Source organism: Pseudomonas entomophila L48, assembly GCF_000026105.1.
GTDB lineage: Bacteria > Pseudomonadota > Gammaproteobacteria > Pseudomonadales > Pseudomonadaceae > Aquipseudomonas > Aquipseudomonas entomophila.
In genome coordinates this window covers 4,451,180-4,471,278 of record NC_008027.1, presented here as the reverse complement: position 1 = coordinate 4,471,278, position 20,099 = coordinate 4,451,180, and the positions used below count along the sequence as shown (strand labels likewise).

The window sequence follows — 20,099 nt, the reverse complement described above, 5'->3', positions numbered from 1 at the left end:
ACGGGAATATTTGCGCCGCTAGCGAATTCCTGCGCCTGGCCTTGGTCTATCTGGCGTGGCGCCTGTTGGGTGTCGTGTTCAAACCGGGTCACCCCAAGCAGGGAGGCTCGGTTATAATTGCAACAATATTGCATTTCATTTTTTCGTTAAAAGGCACCATGAGGGGAGCGCGGGTGGGTCACACAGTCATTCGGCAGCGCAAGGATCGATCGGGTTTGAAGCTTCTGGTGATTGCGTTGGCCATGGGGACCCTGTTGGCCGGCTGCTCCAGCACCGGATCGAGCGGCGCCCGTGTGGTCGACCGCAACAGCGCGCCACCCAAGCGCGCGGCCGTGACCTCGGGGCAATACATCGTCAAGCCGGGTGACACTCTGTTCTCCATCGCCTTCCGTTATGGCTGGGACTACAAGGAACTCGCTGCGCGCAACAATATTCCCGCCCCCTACACCATTCGCCCCGGTCAGCCGATCCGCTTCAGCAGCGCCTCGGGTGGCACCACCACCGTGGTGAGCAGTCCATCGTCGTCGAGCAAGACCACCGTCATTCGCCGCCCGGTCACGACCACCGCACCACCTGCCGAAAACGGAAAAACCACGACCACGCCGCCATCCTCCACCTCGCAAACGGTTGCCCAGGTGCCCGCCGCAGAGCGCGCCGTCGGTGGTTGGACATGGCCGGCGAACGGCGTATTGATTGGAAAATTCGCTTCAAACGGTAGTTTGAATAAAGGCATTGATATCGCCGGTGATTTGGGACAGCCTGTTTTTGCTGCGTCTGATGGTGCGGTGGTTTACGCCGGCAGTGGCTTGAGGGGCTACGGCGAACTGGTCATCATCAAACACAGCGATACCTACGTCAGTGCCTACGGTCACAACCGCAGGCTTTTGGTTCGGGAGGGGCAGCAGGTCAAGGCAGGGCAGACGATCGCAGAAATGGGGTCCACGGGCACTGATCGGGTGAAGCTGCATTTCGAGATTCGCCGCCAGGGCAAACCCGTCGATCCTCTCCAGTTCCTGCCACGCCGTTGATCATTGTCCCGGCCTGTTCCTTGGATGTAGAGGGGACAGGCTCCAGCGCTGCCATGGAAGGGTGACGCTCGAGTCTGAGTTCGAACTCAGCAAAGGACTATAACAATGGCTCTCAGTAAAGAAGTGCCGGAGTTTGACATCGACGATGACCTGCTTCTGATGGAGACAGGCATCGTTTTGGAAACGGATGTGGTGTCAGACGAACCTGCTGTACCGTCGGTTCGGACCAAGTCGAAACAAGGCGCATCGCTCAAGCAGCACAAGTACATCGATTACAGCCGGGCACTCGATGCCACTCAGCTGTATCTCAATGAAATCGGCTTCTCGCCTCTGCTGTCGCCAGAGGAGGAAGTGCATTTCGCGCGCCTGTCGCAAAAAGGCGACCCTGCCGGTCGCAAGCGCATGATCGAGAGCAACTTGCGCCTGGTGGTCAAGATCGCTCGCCGTTACGTCAATCGTGGCCTGTCGCTGCTCGACTTGATCGAGGAAGGCAACCTGGGCCTGATCCGGGCGGTGGAGAAGTTCGACCCCGAGCGTGGCTTCCGCTTCTCGACCTATGCCACCTGGTGGATCCGCCAGACCATCGAACGTGCGATCATGAACCAGACCCGCACAATCCGCCTGCCCATCCATGTGGTCAAGGAACTCAACGTCTACCTGCGCGCCGCCCGCGAGCTGACACAGAAGCTCGACCATGAGCCCTCCCCTGAAGAAATCGCCAGCCTGCTGGAAAAGCCGGTTGCCGAGGTCAAGCGCATGCTCGGGCTCAACGAGCGGGTGTCTTCGGTGGATGTCTCGCTCGGGCCTGACTCGGACAAGACGCTGCTGGACACGCTCACCGATGACCGCCCCACCGACCCTTGCGAACTGCTGCAGGACGACGACCTGTCGCAGAGCATCGATCAATGGTTGGGCGAGCTGACCGACAAACAGCGTGAAGTGGTGGTGCGCCGCTTCGGGCTACGGGGCCATGAAAGCAGCACCCTGGAGGATGTGGGGCTGGAAATCGGCCTGACCCGTGAACGAGTGCGGCAGATCCAGGTCGAGGGGCTCAAGCGCCTGCGCGAGATCCTCGAGAAGAACGGCTTGTCGAGCGAATCGCTGTTCCAGTAGCAATCGACGCGGCAAGCAGAACGCCCCGATGACCTCGGGGCGTTTTCGTTGATGCGAATGAAATGTTTCCTTGGCTACCTCTGTTACTTTGCGTGTAAGCATTCACTTACAGCTGTTGTAAGCGATCACTGCATGGGCCAGTAAATCAAAGTCGTTTTCAGTGCCGTACTTTTTCTATCTTATTGAAATATAAGGTTTTTATTTTTATTGAAAGACATGTCGGCGGAAACTTCCCGAGAGATTTACTGCTTGTCCGGCGCGCAGGAATCGCTAGTATTCGAACTGTGTCTACGGACTGACACAGGCTTTCAAGGATGGAGGCCAAGGACATCGCAGGATGCGATTCATCAGGATGATGATTGGGACAAACAGGGACTACGGAAAAAATGTGGGCGGGTCAAACCGCCCCTTTTTTTTGCCCGCAGAAAACGAAAAAAGGCCCGTAAAGGGCCTTTTTCGTGTCTGGAGGTGATCAGCGTTCCAGATCGGCAATCTTGCCTGGCTTACCATCCCACTCTTCGGCGTCCGGCAGGGCGTCTTTCTTCTCGGTGATGTTCGGCCAGATCTCCGCCAGCTCGGCGTTCAGCTCGATGAAGTTCTCCATGCCGGCAGGCACTTCGTCTTCCGAGAAAATCGCCTGGGCCGGGCACTCTGGCTCGCACAGCGCGCAGTCGATGCACTCATCCGGGTGAATGACCAGGAAGTTCGGGCCTTCGTAGAAGCAGTCCACCGGACAGACTTCCACGCAGTCGGTGTACTTGCATTTGATGCAGTTGTCGGTGACGACGAAGGTCATTTCTAGTTCTCTCCTCAGGCGACGGCAGCTTGCCCTTCCTTCCAGGGCAGCGCGGTTCACGGTTGTGGCTGCAGGCCAGGCTAATAACCTGCAGCGCTCGCGAACCGCGCCGGATTCTACCAGCTTGCGCGGTGGGCCGTTATAACAGGTTTTTTAGTTGATATAGCGTTTCGATAGCTTGGCGCGGCGTCATGTCGTCCAGGTCCAGCTTGCCCAGCTTCTCGATGGCCGGGTGTGGCAGGCTGGCGAACAGGTCGCTCTGGTGCGGCACGTCAGGCTCGCCTTTGCTCTTGCTGGCAATCGGCGTTTCATGGGGCAGGCTGGTGGTTTCCAGCCGGCCGAGGTGTTCGCGGGCACGCTGGATCACCACCGCCGGCACGCCGGCCAGTTGCGCGACGGCCAGGCCGTAGCTCTGGCTGGCAGGGCCTGGCAGCACGTGGTGCAGGAAGACGATGCGCTCGTTGTGCTCGGTGGCGTTCAGGTGCACGTTGGCCACCAGCGGCTCACTCTCCGGCAGCACGGTCAGCTCGAAGTAGTGGGTGGCGAACAGCGTGTAGGCGCGCAGCTGGGCCAGGCGCTCGGCGGCGGCCCAGGCCAGCGACAGGCCGTCGAAGGTGCTGGTGCCGCGGCCGACTTCGTCCATCAGCACCAGGCTGCAGTCGGTGGCGTTGTGCAGGATGTTGGCGGTCTCGCTCATCTCGACCATGAAGGTCGAGCGCCCGCCGGCCAGGTCGTCGCTGGAGCCGATACGGGTGAAGATGCGGTCGACCAGCGACAGCTCGCAGCGGGCGGCCGGCACGAAGCTGCCGATATGGGCCATCAACACGATCAGTGCGGTCTGGCGCATGTAGGTCGATTTACCGCCCATGTTCGGGCCGGTGATGATCAGCATGCGCGTGCTGTTGTCCAGGCCCAGGTCGTTGGCCACGAACGGCGTGGTCAGCACCTGCTCGACCACCGGGTGGCGGCCTTGCTCGATACGCAGGCAGGGTTCGTCGACGAAGCTTGGACAGTTCAGGTCGAGGTTGAGCGCGCGCTCGGCGAGGTTGCTCAGCACGTCCAGCTCGGCCAGGGCCGCGGCGCTGTCCTGCAGTGGCGCCAGGTGGCCGATCAGGGTCTCGAGCAGTGCGTCGTAGAGCATCTTCTCGCGGGCCAGGGCGCGGCTCTTGGCCGACAGTGCCTTGTCCTCGAAAGCTTTGAGCTCCGGGGTGATGAAGCGCTCGGCGCCCTTGAGCGTCTGGCGGCGGATATAGTCGCCAGGCGCCTGTTCAGCTTGCTTGGTGGGCAACTCGATGTAGTAGCCGTGCACGCGGTTGTAGCCGACCTTGAGGTTGGCCAGGCCCGTGCGGGCCTTCTCGCGTGCTTCCAGGTCGATGAGGAACTGGCCGGCGTTCTCGCTCATGGCCAGCAGCTCGTCGAGCTCGCTGTCGTAGCCGGTCTTGAGCACGCCACCGTCGCGGATCACCGCTGGCGGGTTGTCGATGATCGCCCGCTCCAGCAGGCCGGCCAGTTCGGGATAGGTGCCGGTGATCGCGGCCAGGCGCGCCAGGTGCGGCGCCTCCAGCTCGGCCATGGCGTTCTGCAGCTCGGGCAGGGCGCCCAGGGCATCGCGCAGGCGCGCCAGGTCGCGTGGGCGGGCGTTGCGCAGGCCGATACGCGCCAGGATGCGCTCGATGTCGCCGATCTCCTTGAGCTGCGGTTGCAGCTTTTCGAAGCGGTAGCCGTCGAGCAGGCAGCGGATCGAGTCCTGGCGTGCCTTGAGCACCTTCAGGTCGCGCAGCGGGCGGTTCAGCCAGCGGGTCAGCAGGCGGCTGGCCATGGCGGTCTGGCAACGGTCGATGACCGATTGCAGGGTGTTGTCGCGACCACCGGCCAGGTTGATGTCCAGCTCCAGGTTGCGGCGGCTGGCGGCGTCGAGGATGACCGTGTCGTCCATGCGCTCGTGGCGCAGGCTGCGCAGGTGGGGCAGGGCGGTGCGCTGGGTTTCCTTGGCGTAGCCCAGCAGGCAGCCGGCGGCACCAATGGCCAGCGTGAGCTTGTCGCAGCCGAAGCCCTTGAGGTCTTGCGTGGCGAATTGCTGGCACAGGCTCTTGCGCGCGGTGTCGCGGTCGAAGTCCCAGGGCGCGCGGCGACGGGCGCCAGGGCGCTTCTCCGCGGGCAGCCCCTGCGGCCAGTCGTCGGGGATCAGCAGTTCTACCGGGTTGATGCGTTCGAGCTCGGCGAGCAGGTTTTCCCAGCCCTTGATCTCCTGCACGGTGAAGTTGCCGCTGGTGATGTCCAGCACCGCCAGGCCGAACAGGCGCTCATCGCCCAGCAGGGCGGCGATCAGGTTGTCGCGGCGCTCGTCGAGCAGCGCTTCGTCGCTGATCGTGCCTGGGGTGATGATGCGCACCACCTGCCGCTCCACCGGGCCCTTGCTGGTGGCCGGGTCGCCGATCTGCTCGCAGATCACCACCGACTCGCCGAGCTTGACCAGCTTGGCCAGGTAGCCTTCCAGTGAATGGAACGGAATCCCGCACATGGGGATCGACTGGCCCGCCGACTGGCCGCGGGCGGTCAGGGTGATATCCAGCAGTTTCGCGGCCTTCTTCGCATCTTCGTAGAAGATCTCGTAGAAGTCGCCCATGCGGTAGAACATCAGCTGGTCCGGGTGCTGGTGCTTCAGCTTCCAGTACTGCTGCATCATCGGGGTGTGTGCGGAGAGATCAGACATTCAGGGCCTTACAGCGGGTGGTCTGGTGGCAAATTTCGAAACCGCTAATAGTACAGGCTTTTTGCACCCGGCGCAGGGCGGATGGGTGGGGCAAATCTGCGCAGTCCGCAAGTAACAGGTTCTGGCGGGACACACCTGCACGACGCCATTGCATTTCATGCGTCACGGCTGCATTATGCACGCTATGCAAAAACGCAACGTAGCCTCCGTACTCAGAGCACTGCTCGACCGCCACGGCCTGTCCCCGACAGAGCTGCACCGGCGCACGGGCGTCCCTCAATCCACCCTGTCGCGGATTCTCAGCGAGAAGATCGTCGACCCGTCGGACAAGCACGTGTCGAGAATCGCCGAGTATTTCGGCGTGAGCACCGACCAGCTGCGCGGCCGTGCGGAGCTGGGCGAGCCGCGCGAAGCGGCGGCGCTCACGCCGGTGCACGCGGCTCTAAGCGATATCAGCCTGTGGGACGATGAAACACCCGTCGAGGACGACGAGGTGTCCGTTCCTTTTCTTCGTGAGGTCGAATTGGCAGCTGGATCAGGAAGATTCGTCATCGAGGAGAGCGAGAACGCCCGTTTGCGCTTCGGCAAGCGCAGCTTGCGGCACAACGGTGTTCAGTTCGACCATGCCAAATGCGTGACGGTGCGTGGCAACAGCATGTTGCCGGTGCTGCGCGACGGCGCCACGGTTGGGGTCAACACCGGCAAGTGCACCATTGGTGACATCATCGATGGCGACCTCTACGCTATCAATCACAATGGCCAGCTACGGGTGAAACAGGTCTATCGCCTGCCCACCGGCATTCGCCTGCGCAGCTTCAACCGCGATGAGCATCCCGACGAGGACTACAGCTTCCAGCAGATGCAGGAAGAGCAGATCAGCCTGTTGGGCCATGTCTTCTGGTGGGGCATGTACGCCCGCTGATCCCGGCACCCGCCAACGAAAACCCGCCTCGGCGGGTTTTTTTTCGTCTGTAGAAAAGCCCTACACGCCATGCAGGACAAAGCCTTCATGCATTTCAGCAAAATCCAATGCATAAATATTTTGCAAAATGCATTGACTGCATATGCATGGATGCATAACCTGTGTCTCAAGCCGGTCAGCAACCGGTTGTTACACAGGCAGCGATGAACAGGCCTCGACTGTTCAGAGGGTTGGCAACTGGCCCGGGTGTGCAGCGTAAAGCACCACGATCAGTTATCCGGCGGGCAGGCGGCCGCGGTCGGAGTCACCAATTTGAAGCGGAACCGCACGGTGTCACCAGACGTGGCCGGCGGTTCGACAACGCATTACTGAAGAGCCTGCGACGCGGGCTTTTTGGAATGTCGAGTCAAACGACAAACAACGCTCGCCGGCATGCCGCTGGCGGGCATCACACAGGAGACAGGACAGTGACGAACGAGCAACAGACGTTGCTGGAGATGCCGCTCTGGCTGGTGATCGTCCTGGCATTGCTGGGCGGTCTTTCCGGCGAGATGTGGCGGGCCGACAAGGCCGGGGCCAGGGGCTGGGGGCTGTTGCGGCGCCTGGCGCTGCGCTCCGGGGCCTGCATGGTCTGCGGTGTGTCGACGGTCATGCTGCTGTATGCCAGCGGCATGTCGATCTGGAGTGCCAGCGCCTTCGGTTGCCTGACGGCCATGGCGGGGGCCGATGTCGCCATCGGCCTTTATGAGCGCTGGGCGCTGCGCCGCCTGGGCATCGAGCAACCGGTCAGCGGCGCGGACGCCGATGACCGTGGGCATTGAGCAAGGAGCGAAGCATGAACGAAGCACAACTTGACGAACTGCTGGCGGCCTTGCGCAACCAGGCCTCCGTGCAGACGGCCCTGGGCCAGTCGATCGAACGGTTGGCCCTGAGCAACGAGCAGCTGGTGGCCTACCTGAAGAGCCGCGAGCCGGACCCGGACGCGCCTCCCTACCTGGACGGCTCCAGGCCAGCCTGATCGTCCCTTGCAACGCAACACCCGAAGCACCCGACCGTCCGGGATTCCCCGCGGCGGCTTTCATCATGTTCAAGGAGAACACCCCATGTCGATTCTTACCCAAGGCACCCAGATCTACGCACTGGTCCCACCGGTCTCCGGCAACGGCCCGTTCAGCGTGCTGGAAGTCGAGCACGTGACCTCGTTCGAACCGGGCGGCGCGCCGGCCGAGCAGATCGAGGACACCACTCTCGATGCCGCCGAACGCACCTACAAGAAAGGCCTGCGCACCCCTGGCACCGCGACCCTCGGCCTCAACGCCGACCCGACCAACGCCAGCCACATCCGCCTGCACCAACTTTCCGAGGCCAAGGGCAACACCACCGTCAAATGGGTGGTGGGCTGGTCCGACGGCAAGGACCTGGCGCCCACCGTCAACAGCAAGGGCGACGATTTCGAGCTGCCGGCCACCCGTACCTGGTTCGCCTTCGAAGGCTACGTGGCCGACTTCCCGTTCAACTTCGCGCTCAATGCGGTGGTCACCACCTCGGTGAGCATCCAGCGCACCGGCGGCTCCACCTGGGTGAAAAAGGCCTGAGCCGGAGGACCTGAATGAACATCCATCAACTCAAGGCTCTGGGCGGCATCGTCGACAGCCAGAAGGTACGCAAGGAAGTCGTCTGGAACCGTCCTGATTCGCTCAATGGCGAAATGATCGCGCAGACCCTGGTGGTGCATGTGCGTCGCCATTCGTTCGGGGTGATCGAGCGCCTGTTCGCCGAACAGGAGTCGTCCCATAGCCGCAATGCCCACTACCTCGCCGCCTCTATTAGCCTGGGCGAAGAGGGTGACGAGGCACTGAACGTCGAGGATGCCTTCAACCTCGAGCCGTCGCTGGGCTTCCTGTTGCTCAACGCCATCAACGAAGTCAACGGCACCGGTAACACCCCGGCAAAGAACTGACGGCCGCCGATGAGTTCTGGCATGAGCTGGTGCTCAACGGCATCGGCGGCCGCACGATCAGCGAGGCCAAGGAACGGCTGAGCTACAAAGAAGCCCGGGCCTGGGCGCAGTACATCCAGCGCCATGGCTCGTTGCACGGCGGTCGCCGGCTGGAGGCCAGCATCGCCATGCTGGCGCTGCAGGCCAACCATCAGGTCGGTGGCACTGCCGAGTTGATCGATTTCATGCCGCACGAGCGACGCCTGGGCGTGTCGCTCGAGAGCGCCATGCAGCAGTGGTGCTGATGGTCGGCACCACTTTCTTCACGAAGCCCGCCCCGGCGGGTTTCTCAATGATCAGGGAGTAGGCCCATGGCAACCAGCATTGCCAGTTTCAGCCCGTCGATCGATCTCACCAGCCTCGAATGGGCACTGTCCAGGGCCTCGGCCCTGAGTGACCGCACCCTGCGCGAGATGCAGAAGAACGTCGAGGCTTTCAACAAGCAGTACCTCAAGAGCGTCGGCGCCGTTGCCGACTCGAGCCTGAATATCTCGAAAAAGGCACTCGACCGCTTCCAGACGGCATACCAGCCGCCGGATTGGGCGCAAGCCCAGCAGCCTGATCCCGTCAGGCCTTACAGCGAAGCGTTGCGCAAGCAACACGCCGCGGCCGAGCTCGAAGTGGCGAAGATGGGCATGAGTAAACGCCAGGGAGGGCTGGCCGACCAGCTGTTCAAGGTGGACGAGGGCTACTATGCCGAGCGGGCCCAGTTCGAACAGGCCAACCCGCTGGGCGCCAATGGCCCCGATGGCGCGAACTACCAGCAGCAGTTGGAAGACATGCGCGCCCGGCATACCGATATGACCAACCAAGTGCTCAACGACTACGACATGATGAGCCAGGCGCGCGGCGACTGGATGGTCGGCGCGTCTGCGGCTTGGGAGGAGTACCTCGATACCTCCAGCAATGTCGCGGCGCAGTCGCAAGCCGTTTTTGCCAGCGTCTTCGACCGCATGGGCACCGCCGTGCAGACCTTCGCCACCACCGGCAAGCTGTCGTTCTCCGATTTCGCCAAGTCGGTGATCGCCGATATGGCGGCGTTGGCCGCCAAGACTGCAGCCTCCAAGGCGCTGAGCAGCCTGCTTGGGTTTGGCATGAACCTCGTCGGTTCGTGGTTCAGCGGTGGCTCCGCGCCAGCCGCCACCAGCATGACTCTTGGCGGCAGCACCACGACCTTCAACCCTCAGATCAACACCGCCGGGCTTTCTTACGGCAGTACCGTCTTCGCCAAGGGAGGCGCCTTCACCAACGGCGTCGCGACTTCACCGACCCTGGCGCCGATGGCCCTGTTCGGCGAAGCCGGCCCTGAAGCCATCATGCCGCTGACGCGTGGCGCCGATGGTGCTCTGGGCGTGCGCGCACTGGGTGGTGGCTCGGGCAACAGCCACAGCAGCGAAGTGGTGATCCAGCAGACCATCAACGTGGCAGCCGCGGACGGCAATGCCGCACCTGGCGAGGCCAATACCCAGCGCGTGGCCAACGCCTACGCCGGTGCCGCCCGCCAGGGCGCCAGCGAGCAGATTTCCCGCGAGCTGATGCCCGGCGGGCAGATCTGGGCCGCGATCCACGGCCGCTGAGCAAGGAGAACTTTCATGGAAACCTTTACCTGGACCCCCAGGACCGAGCCCACCGGCACTGTCGAGTACCGCGTGCGCACAGTGCAGTTCGGCGATGGTTATCAGCAGGCGGTAGGCGATGGCCTCAACAACCGCAGCCAATCCTGGCCGCTGGTGTTCCTCGGCGACGAGGCGAAGATTCGCGCCATCGCCACCTTCCTCGACCGCCACGCGGGCAGCCGGGCGTTCCGCTGGACCGCGCCGTTGGGCGAGCCGGGGCTGTTCCGTTGCAAGGGCTACCAGCCGACCGCCAAGGGCGGTGGCCTGTACAGCCTCAGCGCCACCTTCGAGCAGGCGTTCCACCCATGACCCCGGAGGCCTTCAAGCATGGCATTGATCACTGATATCCAGACCCTGGAGCCGGGCGCGGAGATCACCCTGTTCGAGATCGACGGCAGCGAGTTCGGGGCCGACACCTTGCGCTTCCACGGCCATGCCATCGCCCATGAACCCGGTGAGGTGGCCGCGGCGGGGGAGGCGGCAACCTTGCCTGCCCGCTCGATCTGGTGGCAGGGCCAGGAGTATGCGGCCTGGCCGGTGCAGATCGAGGGCATCGGCGCCAACAGCAACGGCCGGGCGACCCGGCCAAAGTTCAGTGCGGGCAACGTCGACGGTCGTGTCACCGCCTTGTGCCTGGCCTTCGAGGACCTGCTCAAGTTCAAGCTGACCGTGCGCCAGACGCTGGGGCAGTACCTGGATGCGCGCAATTACGCCGCAGGCAACGCCCAGGCGGACCCGACCCAGGAAGCGCTGGAAATCTGGTTCCTCGACCAGAAGACCCAGGAAGACGATGAGCAGGTGCAGTGGGAGCTGTCGTCCCCTGGCGAGATCGACAGCCATGGCCTGCCGGGCCGGCAGATGACCACCTACTGCCATTGGGCGATGACCAATGGCTACCGTGGCCCCAACTGCGGTTATACCGGCAACCGGCTGTTCGACGACGAGGACCGCCCGGTGGACGACCCGGCGAAGGATCGCTGCAAGGGTGGGCTGTCGTCCTGCAAGCTGCGTTTCGGCGATGCGGCGGAGCTGCCCCATGGTGGCTTCCCGGCTGTCTCGCTGATTGCCCGGAACTGAGCCATGGACGCGCACCTGCTCGAAGCGATCCGTCGCCATGCGGCCGCCGACTACCCACGCGAGGCCTGCGGCCTGGTCATCGACCGGGGGGGGCGGCTCGATTACCAGCGTTGTCGCAACACCGCCTCCGACCCTGGCGAAGAGTTCCGCATCGACCCGCGCGACTATGCGGCGGCGGAAGACCTGGGCGAGATCGTGGCGGTGGTGCACTCGCACCCCGACGCCAGCAGCCGGCCGTCCAGCTGCGACCTGGCGATGTGCGAGGCCACCGGCTTGCCCTGGCACATCCTGTCCTGGCCCGAAGGGGACCTGCGCACTGTGCTGCCCAAGGGTGACACGCCCTTGCTCGGCCGGCCGTTCGTGCATGGGCTGTGGGACTGCTGGCAGGTCTGCGCCGACTGGTATCGCCGCGAGTGGGGCCTGACGTTTCCGGCCTATGCCCGCGAGGATGGCTGGTGGGAGGACCCGCATGGGCCAAGCCTGTATGAGCAGGCCTATGCCGATGCCGGGTTCGTCAGGGTAGATGCGCCTCGCCACGGCGACCTGGTCGTCATGGCCATCGGGCGCACCGCCCACCCCAACCATGCGGGGATCTTCCTCGGCCATGACCCACGTCTGCCGGGCGAGTCGTGGTCCCCTTGTGGGGCCGGGCCGTTCCTGCTGCACCACCTTTATGGCCGGCCATCGGAGGTCATCGTCTTCGGCGGCCCCTGGCTGGACCGAACACGGCTGGTCCTGCGCCATCGCGATGCCGCTGCGGCGGACTGAGCGCAGGCGACCGGTTTCCTCGTTACCGCGACCTCGAGGCGGTCGCCCCCTGCAGAAGGAGTTGCAATGTCAGCTGCCATCATTCATCCACCGCTGACCACTGTCAGGCTCAGCGGCCAACTGCGTCAGTTCGGCAAGGCGTTCGAACTGGCGGTGCGTACCCCGCGCGAAGCGATCAAAGCCTTGTGCGTGCAACTGCCGGGGTTCGAGCGCTTCCTGGCCAACGCCAGCTCCCGGGGCCTGGAGTTCGCCGTCTACAGCGACAAGCGCAATGTCGGCGAGGCTGAGCTGGATTTCCAGGCCCGTGACGAGATCCGAATCGTGCCCGTGGTTGCCGGCAGCAAGCGCGCCGGAGGCCTGCAGACGATCATCGGTGTCGTCCTGATCGCCGTGGCGGCGATCGCCACCCAGGGTTCTTCGCTGCCGTTCACCGCCGGAGGCTGGGGCACCATGGCCACCGTGGGGTTCTCCATGGCCATGGGCGGCGTGATGCAGCTGCTCAGCCCGCAGCCCAAAGGCCTGAACATGAGCGCCGGGCCGGAAAACACCCCGGGCTATGCCTTCGGCAGCGCCCGCAACACAACGGCCTCCGGCAACCCGGTGGCCTTGTGCGTGGGCAAGCGGCGGTGGGGCGGGGCGATCATCAGCGCGGCGATCTATGCCGAGGATCGGTTGTGAGTCCAGTTAGCCAGGAGGCAACATGCCCATGCAGCAAGTGAACCTGGGCACACCGCCCAGTGCCGTGGATGGCGACAGCGCACGCACGGCGTTTACCCGTATCAATGACAATTTCAAGGCACTGGATGCCATGGGGGTCAGCGGGCCTGTCGCCGGCGATCGCGCGATCCAGGACTGCAACCTGGCGCTGGCGCCGGGCGTGTGGCTGGCGACCTCCGGCACCGCCAGCAACCGGCCACCGGGCCTGACCTACGTGGTGTTGCGGGTCAGCACCACGGACTATGGCGCGATCCTCCAGGAGGCGGTCGACATCATCTACGGCGATCAGGCCGTGCGAACCTTCAACCCCAACAATAACGCCTGGGGGCACTGGATCAGTAGCTCCAGCCAAGGCGGCAAGACCTTGCCTGGCGGTGGCAACATCGGTGGCCGTGGTATCGACACGCAAAAGCTGCATTCCGGCTTTTATGGCTACTACCAGGGGCCGGGTGAACCAGGTGGCGCGCTGAGCGTGCTCGAGACCTTGTGGCACGCCGACCCACAGTGGAGCACCCAGCTGGCCATGGGGGTGTCGACCAACGAACTGTTCTACCGCTCGATCAGCAAGAACTCCACGGTTCCGCCAGCGTTTGCTCGCGTGTACACCAGCCAGAACATCCTCGGCGCGGTGTCCGGTGTCGCGGCTGGGGGGATCATCGAGTCCGGCAGCAACGCCAATGGCAACTACACCAAGTTCGCCGATGGCACCTTGATCTGCACGGGGGAGTGCGTTCTCCCAGCAGCGCCGTTGAATGCCGAAGCCGCGGTGAACCCGGTGTTCGCCGCGACCTTCGCCCAGGCGCCCAAAGTCATGATCAACCCCGTATTCTCAGCTGGTACTGGCTCCCAGGCTGACACTGGCCTGGTCAACATGAACGGCACCTACATGGCGATTTTCACCGGCTATATGGCACTGCGCTCATGGACCTACCGCTACGCGACAGGGGCGGGGGTCGTCTTCCACTACACGGCCACGGGGAGGTGGCGCTGATGATCATCAACCTGGTTCCGGTCCGTCACGACCAGCCGCTGGCGCTGTCGGTCAAGGGCGACGTGCTCACGCTCAATGGCGAGGCTTTCGACTTCCGCGCCCTGGGCGAAGGCGCCTTGTTGCCCGTCGAGGCCATTGCCGCGCCCTGGTTCATGGGCGATGTGCGTCGTATCGAGGGGCGCCTGCACCTGACCCTGATGCTGCCCCATGGGGTGCATGCGCCACAGGCCACGCGCTTTCCCGAAGCCCTGGAGGTGACCGAGGATGGCCCCGTCGCGTTGCCACCCTACGAAACCCCGATGAGTGAGGAGCGCCGCCGCGATGAACATTGATTTCAGCCAGGCCGTGACCGCCGAGGCGCAACAGGCGCGGCAGGACGAGGCCATGCGCAACAGCCGCCGGGCCGAGGATGTTCGCCTATTGCAGGACACTGACTGGTACGTGGTGCGCTTGCTTGAAACCGGCAAGGCCATCCCCGAGCAAATCACCCGCCAACGCGCCGAGGCCCGTGAGCGAATCGACGCCTTGGCGTGATGCCGCCGGTGCACAGCAAACCGCCATGAAGGCGGTTTTTTTACGCCTGGAGGAACCCATGGGCGAAACCAACAGACCCGTGATCACCGGTCGCAAAGGTGGTCAGAAACAACCGAAGGCACCGGTCGAGGCCCCCGACAGCCTGCGCTCCGTCGCCATCGCCAAGATGCTCATCGCCGTCGGCGAGGGGGAGTTCGCCGGTACACCGAGCGCCCAGGACATCTACCTGGACGGCACCCCGCTCATGGATGCCAATGGCAGCTACAACTTCCCGGGGGTCAAGTGGGAGTGGCGCCCAGGTTCGCTGGAGCAGCCGCATATTCCCGGTATCCCATCGGTGGACAACGAAATCACCCAGGGCGTGGAACTGCGCAACGACAAGCCTTGGGTGCGCGCGCTCGATGACACCCGCCTGTCGGCGGTGCGCCTGCGCTTTGCCTGGCCCGCGTTGCAGGCCATGGACAGTTCCGGCAACGTCAACGGCTACCGCATCGAATACGCCGTGGACGTGGCCACCGACGGTGGCGCCTACGTGGAAGTGCTCAAGGATGCCGTGCATGGTAAGAGCACCAGCACCTACGAGCGCACCCGGCGTATCGACCTGCCCAAGGCCGAGCACGGCTGGAACCTGCGCGTACGCCGCCTGACGCCCAACCAGAGCACCGGCAAGATCGCCGACACCATGCAGATCGCCGGCATCACCGAGGTGATCGACGCCAAGCTGCGCTACCCCAACACCGCACTGCTGTACATTGAGTTCTCCGCCGAGCAGTTCCGCAACATTCCGGCGGTGACGGTCGAGTGCAAGGGCCGCAAATGGCCGGTGCCGAGTAACTACGACCCCGAGACCCGCCGCTACGTGGGCGTCTGGGACGGCACCTTCAAGCAGGCTTGGACCGACAACCCGGCCTGGGTCACCTACGGCATCACCACCAACGATCGCTTCGGCCTGGGCCGGCGGATCAAACCGTGGATGGTCGACAAGTGGGAGCTGTACCGGATCGCCCAGTACTGCGACCAACTGGTGCCCGATGGACGGGGCGGCCAGGAGCCGCGCTTCACCTGCAACCTCAACCTGCAGGGCAAGGCCGAGGCCTGGTCGCTGCTGCGCGATATCGCCGGCATCTACCGCGGCATGACCTACTGGGCCCAGGGCCAGCTGTACAGCCTGGCCGACATGCCCCGGGCAACCGATTTCGACTTTGCCTACACCCGCGCCAACGTGGTCGACGGCAAGTTCATCTATTCCAGCGGTTCCGAGCGCAGCCGCTACAGCCGCGTGCTGGTCAGCTACGACAACCCGCTGAACAACTACGACACCGATGTCACCGTGATCGCCGACGACAAGCTGTTGCGCCGCTACGGCGACAACCCGCTGGAGCTCAGTGCCATTGGCTGTACCCGAGAGTCCGAAGCGCAGCGCCGCGGAAAATGGGCGCTGCTGACCAACTCACGCGATCGCGGCATCAGCTTCCGGGTCGGTATGGACGGGCGTATTCCTTTGCCTGGCTACGTCATCCCGGTGGCCGACGAATTGCTGGCCGGTCGCCCGGTCGGCGGACGCCTCGTCACAGGCTTTGCCCGGCAGGTCACCCTGGATCGCGACACTCAGGCCAAGCCTGGGGACCGGTTGATTCTCAACCTGCCGGATGGCACCTGCGAAGGGCGCACCATCGAGTCGGTCGTCGGCCGGCAGATAACCCTCACCACCGCGTATTCCCGCAAGCCGCGGGCCGAGCTGGTCTGGGCCCTGGATGCACCGGAGCTGGCCATCCCGCTGTACCGTGTCACCAGTGTTTCGCGCCCTGAGCCGGGCATCTACGAAATCAACGCGGTGCAGTACGACCCGAGCAAGTTCGACCACATCGACACCGGTGCGCGCCTGGAGGAGCGGCCGATCAGTGTCACGCCGATCAATCTCGTGCCGCCTCCAGCCAGCGTCAGCCTCTCCAGCAGCCATGCCATCAGCCAGGGCCTGGCGGTCAGCACCCTGACCATCGCCTGGCCGGCGGTTTCCGGCGCGGTGGCTTACGAGGTGGAATGGCGCAAGGATGACGGCAACTGGATCAGCCTGCCACGCACCGGGGCCACCAGTGTCGATGTCGTCGGTATCTATGCGGGCGCCTATCTGGCCCGGGTGCGCTCGATCAGCGTGAGCGAGATCACCTCGATCTGGCGCTTGTCCATGTTGACCGCGCTCAAGGGCAAGGAAGGCGCCCCGCCTGCGCTGGCGTTCTTGCGGCCATCGTCGGAAATCTTCGCCATTCGATTGGCGTGGGGCTTCCCCGAAGGTGCCGAGGATACGGCGTACACACAGATCGAGATGGCGTCCGAAAGTACCGGTCAGAATCCGATCGCTCTTGGCCGGTTCGCCTACCCGACTTCGACCTACCTGCATTCGGGCATGGCCGCGGCGGTGGTGCGTTACTTCCGTGCGCGGCTGGTGGACCGCACTGGCAACGTCGGGCCATGGTCCGAATGGATCTACGGCCAGTCGAGCGCGGATGCCTCGGCGGTGCTCGAATACCTGGACGGCAAGATCGCCGAGAGTCACCTTGGCCAGCAACTGTTGGGCGAGATCGGCAAGATCGACGGCAACGGCCCAGGCTCGGTGAACGAACGCCTCAAGGCCGGTGATGCCGCGTTGCAGCGCCAGATCAGCTCGTTGTCGCTGCAAGTGGCCGACCTGGCGGGTGCTCCGGACTGGAAGGCCGATGGCGTCTACCTGGCCGGTGCCCTGGTCAAGCATGAAGGCAAGTTGTACCGGGCCAAGGTCGATGTGCCGGCCGCTACGCCGGTCACCGATGCCACTCGCTGGGAATACATGGGTGTCTATTCGTCGCTGGGTGACCTGGTCACCGCTTTGGCTGTGCGCGTGGACAATGTGCAGACCAGCGTCCAGGAACTCGACGGTGAGCTGACGGCCATGGCCAGCCGTGTGCTGGGTGTGGAAACGGCAGTGCGCCCGCACATGGCGGGTGAGTCGGCGGGGTGGCGTGCCGGGCAGGCCGGTGCCTATGCGGGCGCCTGGTCGGTGTATGCCGCGTTCAGCGAGGGTGACCGGGCCATCGCCCAGCAGGTCACCGAAGTGAAAGCCCAGGTGGACGGCAGCCTGGCGCGGGTCGTACGCACGGTTGACACGCTCTCCGACGGTATGTCGGCGCTGGCGCGGGACAACCAGACGTTGACGGCTCGGGTCGGGGAAACCAAGGCCTTGCTCGAGGACACATCCGAGGCGGTGGTCAAGCTCGATGGTGAGGTCCGTGCGACCCGCAGCATCAAGGTCGGCGTGGACGTCAAGGGGCGTTACTACAGCGCCGGCATGGGCATCGGTGTGGAGAACACGCCGAACGGAATGCAGTCTCAGGTCCTGTTCCTGGCTGACCGGTTCGCCGTAATGCACCAGCCAGGTGGCGAGCCGCAAGCAGTATTCGCCGTCGACAACGGCCAAGTGTTCATGCGCAACACAGTCATTGGCAAAGCCACCATCGATAGCACGAAAATCGTCGATGCAGCGATTACCCAGGCAAAAATTGCCGACCTGTCGGTCAGCAACGCCAAGATTGCCGACTTGTCTGTCACCACTGGCAAGATCGCTGATCTCTCCGTCAACACGCTCAAGATCGCCGGTCGCTCGGTCACTTTGCCTTACTCGGCCTACACTGCCGGCCAGATCAACAGCCCACCCAACCATGGCACGCCCAATTGGGTCGAGGTCCAGGCCCTTGGCTTTACCAGCAATGGCTGGGAGAAGCTTTGCACGTTTTCAGCCCAGGTCGGGATGATGTCGGCGGGCTGGTGCTCATGGCGAGTGTTGCTCAATGGTGCGGTCTGGTTGCAGGGGTATTGCAGCTCGGCAGGTCGGGATTCGCTCATGCGCCCGAACTCCAGCTTCAATACCACGGCCCTGCTGACCGGGTATGGCGGCTACAACGAGCTGCGGTTGCAGTTCTCCGCGCCCAATGGCAGTCAGATAACGGGGCTGTCCATGAGTTGTGACAACCGTTCCATCACCGTTCTCGAGGTTCAGCGCTGATGTTGCTTTCAACTATCAAGATCGTCGACTACGACAAGGCGACCGGCCAGATCCTGCGAGTGATCGCCTGGCCGGACCCAATGGATGCGGCCAGACACTACCCTGGCTGTCTTTACCTTCCCGAACATACCGACACCGATGACGTGCGCCGCTACGTCAAGGATCGCGAGGTGGTCGATCGTCCTGAAATGCCGGTCACTTTAGATGGGCAGTTCCTGCTGGGTGTTCCCGAGGGGGCCATGATCACTATCGATGGGGTCGAGTACACCGCCGATGGCTCACCGGCCATCGAAGTCGAGTTCGAGTACCCAGCGCGGTATGAGATCGTCGTTTCGAAATGGCCTTACCTGGACGCGAGGTTCATCCATGAAGATTTCGCATAGGCCAGACCACAGGGCGCTGCGCGCTGCCGAGTATCCCTCGGTGGCCGACCAGCTCGATGCGTTGTGGCATGCAATGGACAAGGGGCAACTCCCGGTTGTCGACGCCTTCTACTGGAGCATTCGAGGCGTGAAGGACAAGTATCCCAAGCCTCAGGTACCGTTCACGGAGGAATCATGACGCTAGACCCCGTAAGGCTCGGCACGCCACCGAGCGGCATCGACGGAGATGACGCCCGCACGGCGTTCACCCGCATCAACGCCAATTTTGCCGTATTGGAGAAAAACGGCCTGGCAGGGCCCATACCCGTTGTCCGGGATGTCGCGGATTGCAACGACGCGAGTGGGCCGGGCTGGTGGTCCGCACTCAGCGGCACGGCGGCGCATCTGCCACCGGGTATCAAGTCCGCTTTCATTCACACTGCCATGAATGCCGGTGGATTCGTCACCCAGCTCGCCATTGATGTGGCGAGCGGACAGTCCGCGACGCGGGCCTTCAATGCCAGCTCTCAGAGCTGGGCGGATTGGGTTGTCCATGCCAATGCGGCAAGGCTCGGCACTGCCGCGATGGCCAGCCTGACCAGCTCGAATGTCGATAGCACGCCTGGCCGCGTGCTCAAGATGGGGGATTTCGGCATAGGCAGCTATACCCCCGGCGTGGTAGAGGGGGATATCAACGCCCTGCGCTCCACCGGCGATTACTACGTCGAAGGAAAGAGCCTCAACGTCCTGCCATTCAATACCAATGGTTACCTGCGGGTTACCTCGGTAAACGGCAGTTATGCCATGCAATCCTTTACCGCCTACAACGACAGCAGCATCTACCAGCGCATGCTGATCAATGGCACGTGGACCGGATGGTATGAGAAGAGTGCGCCCACCACTCGCTTGTCTGTTTCAAGCAACTTGAACTTCGAGTACAACCGCGATTGTCAATTTGTCGATACCACCGTCAATCGACCGGCCTTTATTGCCTATGGTGTCGTGCGCACCATGTGGCGCAGTGCCAACAGTGAGTGCGTGCAGGTCGCGTGGTCTGTCACCAACGAGTTCACGGCCATGCGCCGCGTGATTGGTGGTGCCTGGACGGCCTGGGTCAATACCACGCCGATGGGGACGGTTGGCCAGGGCTGGCAAGCGACCGCCCGGGCGCTGAATACCTCGTATGTGAATGACAGCGGCCGGCCTATTCAGGTCAAGGCCCTGGTCGGCCCGGTCACTCAGGTCAACTCGTATCTCCAATGGGTCGTCAATGGTGTCACCCTTACCGGCTCCTATAGCGGCGCCGCAGGGCAGTACCTCGACAGCGGCGCCATCATCATCCCCACAGGCGCGTCGTACGGACTGTTCGGCGCCAACAACCCCGGGCCGCTGAACAGTTGGGTCGAGATGCGATGACAGGAGGCAGG

The 20,099-nt window shown here is 63.5% G+C and carries 22 protein-coding genes; 20 read left to right on the top strand and 2 right to left on the bottom strand.

Translation table 11 applies throughout. From position 1 onward, the window contains the following. Nucleotides 1–173: 173 nt before the first annotated feature. Nucleotides 174–1,028 (top strand): peptidoglycan DD-metalloendopeptidase family protein, encoded by an 855-nt coding sequence (locus tag PSEEN_RS19355; RefSeq protein ID WP_044488887.1) that lies wholly within the window; start codon nt 174–176, stop codon nt 1,026–1,028. 105 nt (nt 1,029–1,133) lie between these two features. After that, nucleotides 1,134–2,141: an RNA polymerase sigma factor RpoS gene (gene rpoS / locus PSEEN_RS19350; RefSeq protein WP_011535249.1), complete on the top strand. Its 1,008-nt coding sequence runs from the start codon at nt 1,134–1,136 to the stop codon at nt 2,139–2,141. A gap of 472 nt (nt 2,142–2,613) precedes the next feature. On the opposite strand, the gene fdxA is transcribed toward rpoS, so the two are convergent. Both fdxA and mutS read right to left on the bottom strand, forming a co-directional pair. Beyond that, a complete protein-coding gene (fdxA, locus tag PSEEN_RS19345; RefSeq protein WP_011535248.1) occupies nt 2,614–2,937 on the bottom strand; it encodes a ferredoxin FdxA in 324 nt (107 codons plus the stop codon). Between the two features lie 139 nt (nt 2,938–3,076). Beyond that, complete coding sequence (gene mutS, locus PSEEN_RS19340; protein WP_011535247.1) at nt 3,077–5,650, bottom strand: DNA mismatch repair protein MutS; 2,574 nt, start codon at nt 5,648–5,650, stop codon at nt 3,077–3,079. Nucleotides 5,651–5,825: 175 nt separating this feature from the next. Between mutS and PSEEN_RS19335 the strand changes: the two genes are divergently transcribed. From PSEEN_RS19335 to PSEEN_RS19250, 18 genes are all read left to right on the top strand, one after another. Continuing rightward, complete coding sequence (locus PSEEN_RS19335) at nt 5,826–6,572, top strand: LexA family transcriptional regulator (RefSeq protein WP_011535246.1); 747 nt, start codon at nt 5,826–5,828, stop codon at nt 6,570–6,572. A gap of 467 nt (nt 6,573–7,039) precedes the next feature. Further along, on the top strand, nt 7,040–7,393 hold the full coding sequence (locus PSEEN_RS19330; RefSeq protein WP_011535244.1) for a phage holin family protein: 354 nt from the start codon (nt 7,040–7,042) through the stop codon (nt 7,391–7,393). Nucleotides 7,394–7,407: 14 nt separating this feature from the next. Next, entirely contained in the window at nt 7,408–7,590 is a 183-nt protein-coding gene (locus PSEEN_RS19325) for a hypothetical protein (protein WP_011535243.1), read from the top strand. 7 nt (nt 7,591–7,597) lie between these two features. Continuing rightward, on the top strand, nt 7,598–8,167 hold the full coding sequence (locus PSEEN_RS19320; RefSeq protein ID WP_420806596.1) for a phage tail tube protein: 570 nt from the start codon (nt 7,598–7,600) through the stop codon (nt 8,165–8,167). Between the two features lie 14 nt (nt 8,168–8,181). After that, entirely contained in the window at nt 8,182–8,532 is a 351-nt protein-coding gene (locus tag PSEEN_RS19315) for a phage tail assembly chaperone family protein, TAC (RefSeq protein ID WP_011535241.1), read from the top strand. A 29-nt stretch (nt 8,533–8,561) separates the two neighbouring features. Continuing rightward, nucleotides 8,562–8,816: a hypothetical protein gene (locus PSEEN_RS19310; RefSeq protein WP_011535240.1), complete on the top strand. Its 255-nt coding sequence runs from the start codon at nt 8,562–8,564 to the stop codon at nt 8,814–8,816. Between the two features lie 66 nt (nt 8,817–8,882). Beyond that, complete coding sequence (locus PSEEN_RS19305; RefSeq protein ID WP_011535239.1) at nt 8,883–10,148, top strand: phage tail tape measure protein; 1,266 nt, start codon at nt 8,883–8,885, stop codon at nt 10,146–10,148. 15 nt (nt 10,149–10,163) lie between these two features. After that, nucleotides 10,164–10,496 (top strand): phage tail protein, encoded by a 333-nt coding sequence (locus PSEEN_RS19300; RefSeq protein WP_011535238.1) that lies wholly within the window; start codon nt 10,164–10,166, stop codon nt 10,494–10,496. An 18-nt stretch (nt 10,497–10,514) separates the two neighbouring features. Next, entirely contained in the window at nt 10,515–11,264 is a 750-nt protein-coding gene (locus PSEEN_RS19295) for a phage minor tail protein L (protein WP_011535237.1), read from the top strand. Between the two features lie 3 nt (nt 11,265–11,267). Next, complete coding sequence (locus tag PSEEN_RS19290; RefSeq protein ID WP_011535236.1) at nt 11,268–12,032, top strand: C40 family peptidase; 765 nt, start codon at nt 11,268–11,270, stop codon at nt 12,030–12,032. A 66-nt stretch (nt 12,033–12,098) separates the two neighbouring features. Beyond that, nucleotides 12,099–12,710, top strand: a complete 612-nt coding sequence (locus PSEEN_RS19285) for a tail assembly protein (protein WP_011535235.1) — start codon at nt 12,099–12,101, stop codon at nt 12,708–12,710. Nucleotides 12,711–12,732: 22 nt separating this feature from the next. Then, nucleotides 12,733–13,740, top strand: a complete 1,008-nt coding sequence (locus PSEEN_RS25820; RefSeq protein ID WP_011535234.1) for a hypothetical protein — start codon at nt 12,733–12,735, stop codon at nt 13,738–13,740. Continuing rightward, nucleotides 13,740–14,072, top strand: a complete 333-nt coding sequence (locus PSEEN_RS19275; RefSeq protein WP_011535233.1) for a hypothetical protein — start codon at nt 13,740–13,742, stop codon at nt 14,070–14,072. The genes PSEEN_RS25820 and PSEEN_RS19275 overlap by 1 nt, the downstream gene beginning before the upstream one ends. Beyond that, nucleotides 14,062–14,274, top strand: a complete 213-nt coding sequence (locus PSEEN_RS19270; protein ID WP_158020268.1) for a hypothetical protein — start codon at nt 14,062–14,064, stop codon at nt 14,272–14,274. Before PSEEN_RS19275 ends, PSEEN_RS19270 begins: the two co-directional genes overlap by 11 nt. A gap of 58 nt (nt 14,275–14,332) precedes the next feature. Beyond that, a complete protein-coding gene (locus PSEEN_RS19265; protein WP_011535231.1) occupies nt 14,333–18,310 on the top strand; it encodes a TipJ family phage tail tip protein in 3,978 nt (1,325 codons plus the stop codon). Continuing rightward, nucleotides 18,310–18,693, top strand: coding sequence for a hypothetical protein (locus PSEEN_RS25870; protein ID WP_011535230.1), 384 nt, complete (start codon nt 18,310–18,312; stop codon nt 18,691–18,693). Before PSEEN_RS19265 ends, PSEEN_RS25870 begins: the two co-directional genes overlap by 1 nt. Then, on the top strand, nt 18,677–18,871 hold the full coding sequence (locus PSEEN_RS19255; protein WP_011535229.1) for a hypothetical protein: 195 nt from the start codon (nt 18,677–18,679) through the stop codon (nt 18,869–18,871). Before PSEEN_RS25870 ends, PSEEN_RS19255 begins: the two co-directional genes overlap by 17 nt. Next, nucleotides 18,868–20,088, top strand: a complete 1,221-nt coding sequence (locus PSEEN_RS19250; RefSeq protein ID WP_011535228.1) for a pyocin knob domain-containing protein — start codon at nt 18,868–18,870, stop codon at nt 20,086–20,088. Before PSEEN_RS19255 ends, PSEEN_RS19250 begins: the two co-directional genes overlap by 4 nt. The last annotated feature ends 11 nt before the right edge of the window (nt 20,089–20,099 follow it).